7 protein-coding genes are annotated in these 7,576 nt (G+C 66.4%); 3 read left to right on the top strand and 4 right to left on the bottom strand.

Translation table 11 applies throughout. The features are described 5' to 3' along the window. Positions 1-122: 122 nt before the first annotated feature. From ABZZ38_RS28265 to ABZZ38_RS28255, 3 genes are all read right to left on the bottom strand, one after another. The gene (locus ABZZ38_RS28265) at positions 123-524 is read right to left on the bottom strand and encodes a hypothetical protein (protein ID WP_356745009.1); all 402 of its coding nucleotides are present in this window, start codon (positions 522-524) and stop codon (positions 123-125) included. Between the two features lie 274 nt (positions 525-798). Then, entirely contained in the window at positions 799-1,455 is a 657-nt protein-coding gene (locus ABZZ38_RS28260; protein ID WP_356745007.1) for a hypothetical protein, read from the bottom strand. Further along, positions 1,337-1,918 (bottom strand): ParB/RepB/Spo0J family partition protein, encoded by a 582-nt coding sequence (locus ABZZ38_RS28255; protein WP_356745005.1) that lies wholly within the window; start codon positions 1,916-1,918, stop codon positions 1,337-1,339. The genes ABZZ38_RS28260 and ABZZ38_RS28255 overlap by 119 nt, the downstream gene beginning before the upstream one ends. Positions 1,919-2,766: 848 nt before the next feature. Between ABZZ38_RS28255 and ABZZ38_RS28250 the strand changes: the two genes are divergently transcribed. Both ABZZ38_RS28250 and ABZZ38_RS28245 read left to right on the top strand, forming a co-directional pair. Continuing rightward, complete coding sequence (locus tag ABZZ38_RS28250) at positions 2,767-3,309, top strand: hypothetical protein (protein WP_356745003.1); 543 nt, start codon at positions 2,767-2,769, stop codon at positions 3,307-3,309. Positions 3,310-3,314: 5 nt separating this feature from the next. Continuing rightward, entirely contained in the window at positions 3,315-4,082 is a 768-nt protein-coding gene (locus ABZZ38_RS28245) for a hypothetical protein (protein WP_356745001.1), read from the top strand. On the opposite strand, the gene ABZZ38_RS28240 is transcribed toward ABZZ38_RS28245, so the two are convergent. After that, positions 4,079-5,053: a recombinase family protein gene (locus ABZZ38_RS28240; RefSeq protein WP_356744999.1), complete on the bottom strand. Its 975-nt coding sequence runs from the start codon at positions 5,051-5,053 to the stop codon at positions 4,079-4,081. The two genes, ABZZ38_RS28245 and ABZZ38_RS28240, sit on opposite strands and share 4 nt — an antisense overlap. A gap of 532 nt (positions 5,054-5,585) precedes the next feature. On the opposite strand from ABZZ38_RS28240, the gene ABZZ38_RS28235 reads away from it, so the two are divergent. Next, positions 5,586-7,475 carry a tyrosine-type recombinase/integrase gene (locus ABZZ38_RS28235; protein ID WP_356744997.1) on the top strand — a complete coding sequence of 630 codons (1,890 nt, stop codon included), beginning with the start codon at positions 5,586-5,588 and terminating at the stop codon, positions 7,473-7,475. Positions 7,476-7,576: the final 101 nt, after the last annotated feature.

Genomic DNA, 7,576 nt, shown 5'->3' with positions numbered 1-7,576 from the left:
CCACCAACCACCCCGCCCGCCCCGGCGGGGTGCCGGGGCCGGGGCGCTGCGCTGGAACCTTACACAAGGAGCAGGCAGCCCTTGAAATAATGTCACCTATCTTTGGGGCGCGGTTCCGACGCTCAGATCAAGGTGCCCTGCTGACCCATTGGGGACAGCTCCCGCACCTCGTCGCCCGTGACGTCCTTCCACCAGGCCGCGAACACGCGGCGGTGGCACCACAGGCCCGGCTCGGCCAGGTCCTCGAAGCAGAGCAGCACCAGGCGGTGATCGCCCTCGGACTGCGTGATCTGCCGCAGCCGCGCGGCGATCCGCTCGGGCCCGAGCTGGTCGAGGTCGGCCCGGTAGGCCGTCGTGAACTCGGGCTCAGGCTGGGAGAGGTAGTCCCGACGCGGCGCAAGCTCCCGCACCGAGTGAGTGAGGGAGTAGGGGAGTTTGAAGCGGGGAGCGCCCAGGGTGATGCGGACCGGCACCCCTTGCGGGCGCTGGAACGCCTGGAACCGATTCGTAAACAGAGTGAGCACGTAGCCATTCCTTTCATGGTGCTCAGATGCCGGGGCGCGTCGGCGTCGCCGCCGGCAGCCCCCGGTGACCGATGATGCCGCCCGCTCGGATCTTGGGGGTCTGAGCGGCACCGGGCGCGTAGGGAAAGGCCCCCTGCGTGCCCGGCTCGGGCCGAATCGGGTTGGAATTCGGAGAGGAATTCAAGCGGAAAGAGGCGCGGCCGGAATTCCTGCCGCGCCCACTCACCCAACCCACAGGAGAAGAGGGGCGCGACCGCCGCCGCGCCCCTCCGTTCTACTTCGCTGCCGCTTCCGCCTTCTTGGCAGGCGTCCGGCGCGCCGGGGCCTTCGCGCCCGCGGCCGTGCGCGCCGCGGGCTTCGGGCCGGGCTTGGCCGCCGCCTTCTTCGCCGTGGACTGCGGCTCGTCCGCCGCCTTCGCCTCCGGCTTGGCCGCCGCCTCGGACTTCTTCGCAGCCGCCGCCTCCTGCTGGACCTCCACGGCCGCCTTGTTGAACTCCTCGGCCATGGCCCGCTGGATGCCCTGCGCCTTGCTCAGCAGGTTCTTCACCATCTGCACCTTGGCGTACAGGCGCTGGACGACCCGCAGGTGACGGGCGAGGTCGTCACCGAGGATGACGGCCAGGTCCTCCGGCTTCTTCTCCGCCAGCTCCTCCAGCAGCGGGATCAGGACCTCCTCCGCCTTGCCCAGCCCGTCCTTCGCCTTGGCCTTGGCCTTCTTCTGCTCCTCCTGCTCCTCGGCCGTCGGCGCCTTCTCGTTGGTGAGGGTGGTCTGCTGTTCCATCATCTTGAGGCCGTTGGCGAAGTGCTGCGCCTCAGCCTCGCTGTCGAAGTCGCCGCGCACGTATCGCATGGCGGCCACCATCTGGTTCGCCGGGTTGAGCTGGGCGATGTGCCAGGCGAGGTTGTTCTTGATCTGCCCCTGGTCGACCATCTCGGCCACCTCGGGGCGCAGGGTGAGCAGGCCCAGCCGCCAGGTGATGTGGGTCTCGGTCTTGCCGAACTGCTTGGCGATCTTCGCCGGGGTCCATCCGGCGGCCTTGAGATCGGCGTACGCAGGCCTCCTCCATGATGGTCATGTCCGCGCGGTTGACGTTCTCAGCGATGCTGAGGACGTATGCCTCTTCCTCGGTGGCACCCTCGACGACCTTCGCCGGGATGACTTCCAGGCCGGCCGCCTGGCAGGACCGCCAGCGCCGCTCGCCCGCGATCAGCATGTAGGGGACCTTGCCGCCCTCGACCGGCCGGACGACGACCGGCTGGAGGAGGCCGTTCTCCTTGATGCTGTTGGTCAGCTCCTCCTGCGCCTCCTGCGAGAAGAACTTCCTCGGCTGCTCCGGGTTGGGGGCGATCTCGCTGACCTTGATGTTGATGAACTCGACCTTACCGTCAGCCATTTTCCCGCGCCTTTCGTGAATTCCGTTTGGGGTGCTCCCCTTTGTTCTTACACTTATATCCTAATGGCGAATACCACCAAAGCAAGTTCAGAACTCTTTAAATTCAAGAGAATTCAGAAAGGAGAATTCGCCATATCTAGCAATTCCCTTTCCTGGCTGCGGACATGAGAGAGCCCGCCACGACCAAGCGGTCACGGCGGGCTGGCTCCCGTCACGCACCCCGACGGCCGCACCGGACGGCCGACTCCTCGCCGGGCGGGGCGCGGGGGGGGGTCGGCCGCCCGGCGAGGAGTAGGGAAGGACGTCGCTCGCGCGACGCTGCCGAGGCGGGGTCCTGCGGCTGCTGTACCCGCCCGGCACGTCAGAACGTACAGCAGCAGATCAAAAATGTCACCTATATTGTCTCCGTCTGGGTGCTGGTCACCCTGTGACTCAACAGCACCCATCCTCTTGCAGGCCGTCGTCTGGCTCCCTGCCGCGCATACCGGCCTGCCACTCCAGCAGCTTTCGAGCCTCCTGGCGGGTCGAGACGCCTGCCCCACCCCGAAGCAAACACGGGGGCTGCTTGGCCAGTTCAGCGATCCGCCGCTCGTCGATTTCGGACATGCGATTCCTCCCGTGAACGGCAAGCGCGCCGCCTTCGCCCGCCCAGATGCGACTTTCTCGACAGCCCACCGAGAGGCAGGTAACGGGGCGCGTGACGCCCGCAGTTCACCCGCCGGCTCCCCCGAGGAAACTGTCCAACAAACCCTATAACCCCTCCGAGCTGCGAGGTATCGTAGAGGCAGGGACGATTGTTACCGGCCAGTCACCTGCGGCAGCATACGACACGGCCAGAATAGGCGGACATGACAGACACCACTGACCGGCGTCAACTCATGAGCCTGGCCTCGAAGTTGCTCGTCCTGCTGCGACTGCGCCGCGATCCCGACGGGTTCACACCCAGCGCACGGGACGTCTCGCATGCGACGACCCCGGTGGGACAGCGCAAGCCCCTGCTGTCGCACGGCACCGTCAACAGCCTGATGAACGGCACCAGCAGCAACCCCAGATCGTCTACACTCACCGCGCTTGCACACGCACTCGACGCCCCGGCCGCATTTCTGCTCCCAGGACGGGAGTGGGACGACCTCGCAGCCCTGTCCGTGTACCGGGAGCGCCCAGAAGCCCGCGAAGTCCTGCGTTTAATGCAGGGTCTTGAGGTGCAGGACATTCTTGAAATCAGTTCGAAGCTCCGGGAGATCCGTGGTCGCAGGGGACTACCCGAAGAGGTCCCCACGATCCCCCCACCTCCCCCCGGCGTCGACCAGCCCCGCGAGGGCCGGCCGCGCCGCCTGCTGAGCCTGCACGAAGCCGCTGAGAGGGCAGCGGATGATCTGGAAGGACGTTGAACCTCTTGGACGGCCTCATCTACGGTGTCTGTGCCCTTGTCACAGCCGTAAGCGCGGCGATACGCCTGTACTACACCCGTAAGCGCCGCAATCAGGCGGCCTACCGCATTGCCCATAGGGCCCGGGTGTCGGCGTTCGTAGCCTGCTTCTTCGGCTCGCTCCTGGCGATCCCCACAGTCGCCGAAGCCGTTGACCGACTCATGGACTTCAACGAGGTCTCGTCCCTCGCCTCGGACCTCGCCGCAGTGATCTTCTGGGCATGCCTCCAAGTCCTGATCGTGGACTGGACGCACTCAAGAAGCCACGTACAGGCGGGAGTCGCGGTGCGCATCTTCGCCGTGTGCTGTGTTGTCGCAGCGATGATCTGGGAGTTCCATATGGCCGACACCGCGCACACGGAGCTGTCCACGACCTACGCGCGTAGCGCCGACGTCCGGCTGTACCTGCTCACCTACCTCGGCTTCACAGCCGTTGCCGGGCTGGAAATCGGCGCCTTCTCCACCGCGCTGGCCATTGCGGCCTGGCAGCAACGACGCGCAGCGGCAACCGGACTGTCCATCGCTGCCGCCGGAGGCATCTTCGGCGTCGCCCACGCGCTCAGCCGGGGCGGGTACATCATCGCTGACCGGGCCGGGCACGCCTGGCCGCTGTACGTCGAAAATGCCGTCAGTCCCGCGTTGGCGGGACTCTCCATCATCTGCGTGGCCACCGGTCTCGCGCTGGCCACCATCGGCTACCACGTCAGCCCCAAAGGCGCGAGCAGCGCGGTCTAGGCGGTCTTCTCCTCAGCCTCCGCGCCCCACTGGCGCCAATGCAGTGCCACCCGGTCCGCGTCCACGGTGCGCGAGCCTCTGGACGCGGCCGGGTACACAACCACCTTCTCCAGCATGAGCACCAGGACACCCTTCTTCGCCTTCATCGGCGCATGGTTCCACCAGCGCACGAGGTCAGGGATGTCGCCCACCGGCACGTGCTTGGCCTGCTCCAGGAAGCGAGCCTTTGTCTCACTCTCGCGGATCAGCTGCGTGAGTTCCTTGTCAGCCGTTCTGAACGCCTTGAGCGACATGTCCGGCGAGCGCGCGTAGTCCACGCCCAGCTTCTTCTGCCGACGGCGCGCGGCTGCCGCCTCCTTACGCAGGAGGGCAGCCTGGGCCAGCAGTTCATCTCGCGCCTGACCAATCAGCGCGCTGACCTCCGGCTTGGCCAACTCTGCCAGCACGTGCTCAGCAACGTACGTCTCCAGCAGGTCAGCATTGATGCGGACCTTGCCGCACCCGCCCGGATGCTGAGCTGTGCTGGGCGCACACCGGTAGCCGCGGCTGCCGCGGTTCGAGGGAGAGGAGCCCAGCGAGGTCGTGCACAGCCCGCAGGTACCCATCAGACCCGGAATCGGGTACTCGCGCTGTGGCGCCCGCTGCTTGTCGGGGTCATGGACGGGGCGCATGGCACGGATGGCCTCGAAGTCCTCCCGAGGGATGATCGCGGGGCCGCCCGTTTCGACGAGGTTGCCGTTCTCGTCTTCCTCCAGGCCGGCGATGGCCGGGTGATCGAGCACGTTTGCCAGGACGTCTGGCTTCCACAGGCCACCGCGCGTCGTGCGGTACCCCTCGGCGTTCATCCACTCCGTGATGGCGGGATAGGGCTGCTTGAGCAACCGTCGCGAGGCGGCAGCACGAATGCCCTCCGCCTCGCTCTCGCGCACCCGCCGGTACGCCATGTCCTCAAAGCCGTACAGCCTCGGCATCTCCTCGCCCCTCCTACCGACCCCCTTTAGTGAACTAGTTTACCGAAGATAGGTCACATTGTTGGAAACTCAACAAACACCCCAAGATCACGCGCCGCCTCCGTCGATCACGTACTCACCCCCGCGTCCCGGCGCTGCTCGATGCCGAGGACCTTCCACAGCTCCACCGTTGGCACCCGGACTGTGCCGCCTAGCGGGAGCGTCCGAACAGGGAACTTCCCATTGCGGATCAGCTCGTACGCCTTGTCTCGGCCAATTCCCAGAGCACGCCCGGCAGTTGTCACGTTGACTGTGGCCGGAAGGGCCAGCAGCTCCTCCAGACCCATCGCTCCGGCCGAAGCCTGTCCGCCCGCTCCCAGAGCAGTCATCTCGTTGGTCGCAATCTCCCCCGCGCCAACTTGTCAGCAACTTTACAACGCTGTCCGACACCCCCAGCAAGATCAAGTGAGATCACGCCAGGCACGTACGGACACGTACGCACGCCGACGACTGGCTGTGATCCAAGCAACAGTCAACAGGGAGCAGGGGTCGGATGTTCGAGCCGAGCTACTACAGGCGGTGCCAGTGCAAGGGACCACTCAAGGACAAGAAGGGCAACCCCGTCCTCGACACCGACGGCAACCCCAAGATCGGATCCATCGGCACGACGTGCCCCAAGCTAGGCAAGGGGCACGGCACCTGGAACTTCTACTTCGAGCTCGAACCAGCCGAGGGCGGCACCCGCCAGCGGGTACGCCGCGGCGGTTTCGCCAAGTTGGAAGACGCCAAGAAGAAGGCCAGGGAGATCTACGACGCCGCCATGGCCGGCGGCGACGTGCTGTCCGATGAGAAGTGTGGCGACTTCTTCCTGCGGTGGATCAAGGCGAAGAAGTCTCTGGCCCGTACGACCCGCCATGGCTACGAGGAGCACATCAGCAACTACCTCCTCCCGCATCTCGGGCACATCAAGTGCCGCGACCTCAAGGTTCGGCACCTCGACAAGATGTACGACGCGATCGAGAAGGAGAACGCCAAGCGGATCCTCCATCGGCTGCGTGTCGACGAGCTCCAGAAGAAGCGCGACGCCGCGCACCGCGCCTGGGTGAAGACGGCGGGCTACGCCAAGAAGGAGGAGCGCCGCGCCGCGCGCCGGGCGTTTCTCGAGGCGAACGCAGAACTGCGCGAGGGCAAGAAGGGGCTGCGGAAGGTCACCTCCGCAGCCACGATGCACCGCATCAACTACACTCTCAGCTCGGCACTGTCCTGGGGCATCAAGCGCGAACAGCTCTTCCAGAGGAACTGGGCCCAGCTCGTGGAGCTGCCGCCAGTCACTCGGCCCAAGCCGCTCGTCTGGACTCCCGAGCGCATCGAGCACTGGAAGCGCACCGGCGAGAAGCCCGGCCCGGTCATGGTCTGGACACCGGAGCTGACCGGCCAATTCCTCGACTTCGTCAAGGACGATTGGCTCTACGAGCTGTGGCACAGCTTCATCTTCCTCGGCCCCCGCCGCGGTGAGATGGCCGCGCTGCCCTGGACGGAGGTCAGCCTCGATGCCCTGTGGCTACGGATCTCCCAGCAGATCGTCGAGGTGGCGTACGAGCTGTACGGAGAAGCGCCGAAGGCCGACAGCGTTCGCACCCTGTCCCTGAGCCTGGAGTCCGGAGACAACCTCGCCGCCTTTCGCGCGAAGCAGGAGAAGCAGCGCCAGGAGTGGGGGGACGCCTACGTCGAGAGCGGTCGGGTGTGGACGCATGAGAACGGCGAGGCGCTGCACCCCGACTGGATATCCCGACGCTTTACCCGCCTGGTTGAGCTGTCCGGCCTGCCGCCGGTCCGCCTGCACGACCTGCGCCACCTCGCCGCCACCCTGTCCCTGCTCGCCGGGCACGACATCAAGGTCGTCCAGGAGAAGCTGGGGCACTCCTCGCGGCAGATCACCTCCGACACGTACACCAGCGTGCTGCCGGAGATGCTGCGGGCCGAGGCAGAGTCGGTCATGGCCGTCGTCCCCCGCGACGTCCCCTTTCAGGTGCGCACCCCGCTGACGATTCCCGAGGCAGTCTGGCAGAACGACATCGCCGTCTTCTTCGCGCACGGCGCCAGGCAGTCCGGTGACACCTGGGCCGTCGGAGCGCAGACCCAACCGGACTCCCGCCTCCTCGGGATGATCACCCTGACCGGCCGGGGCCAGGACGACACCGCCAATGCAGCGGTGAAGTGGGTACATGATCACTGCTCCGCGAGCGACCTGGAACTGGTGCGCGTGGAGAACTTCAACGACCGCTACCCCGAGGAGCAGCGAGCCGACTTCTCGCTCACGCGCTTCATGGTCGCCCGCTCCGAGACCCCGACCGTCGAGGGATGGGCCCTACCGACCGGGCTGCCTCCGGTGGCCTCCCACCACGGTCGCCGGGCTCCGAAAGGGCGCCGGAAGGCGGCGTGAGGGCGCTTCTGTCCACTGGATCGTCCCCGCGTCCACTGTGTGTCCACTGGATCTTGGTCTGAAGGGATGAACGGGGGTCGCCACCCAGGAGTGGTGGCCCC

It is taken from the genome of Streptomyces sp. NPDC006368, assembly GCF_040612535.1.
Lineage (GTDB): Bacteria > Actinomycetota > Actinomycetes > Streptomycetales > Streptomycetaceae > Streptomyces.
The sequence above is the reverse complement of the archived record's forward strand: the minus strand, read 5'-3'. Positions and strand labels throughout refer to the sequence as shown.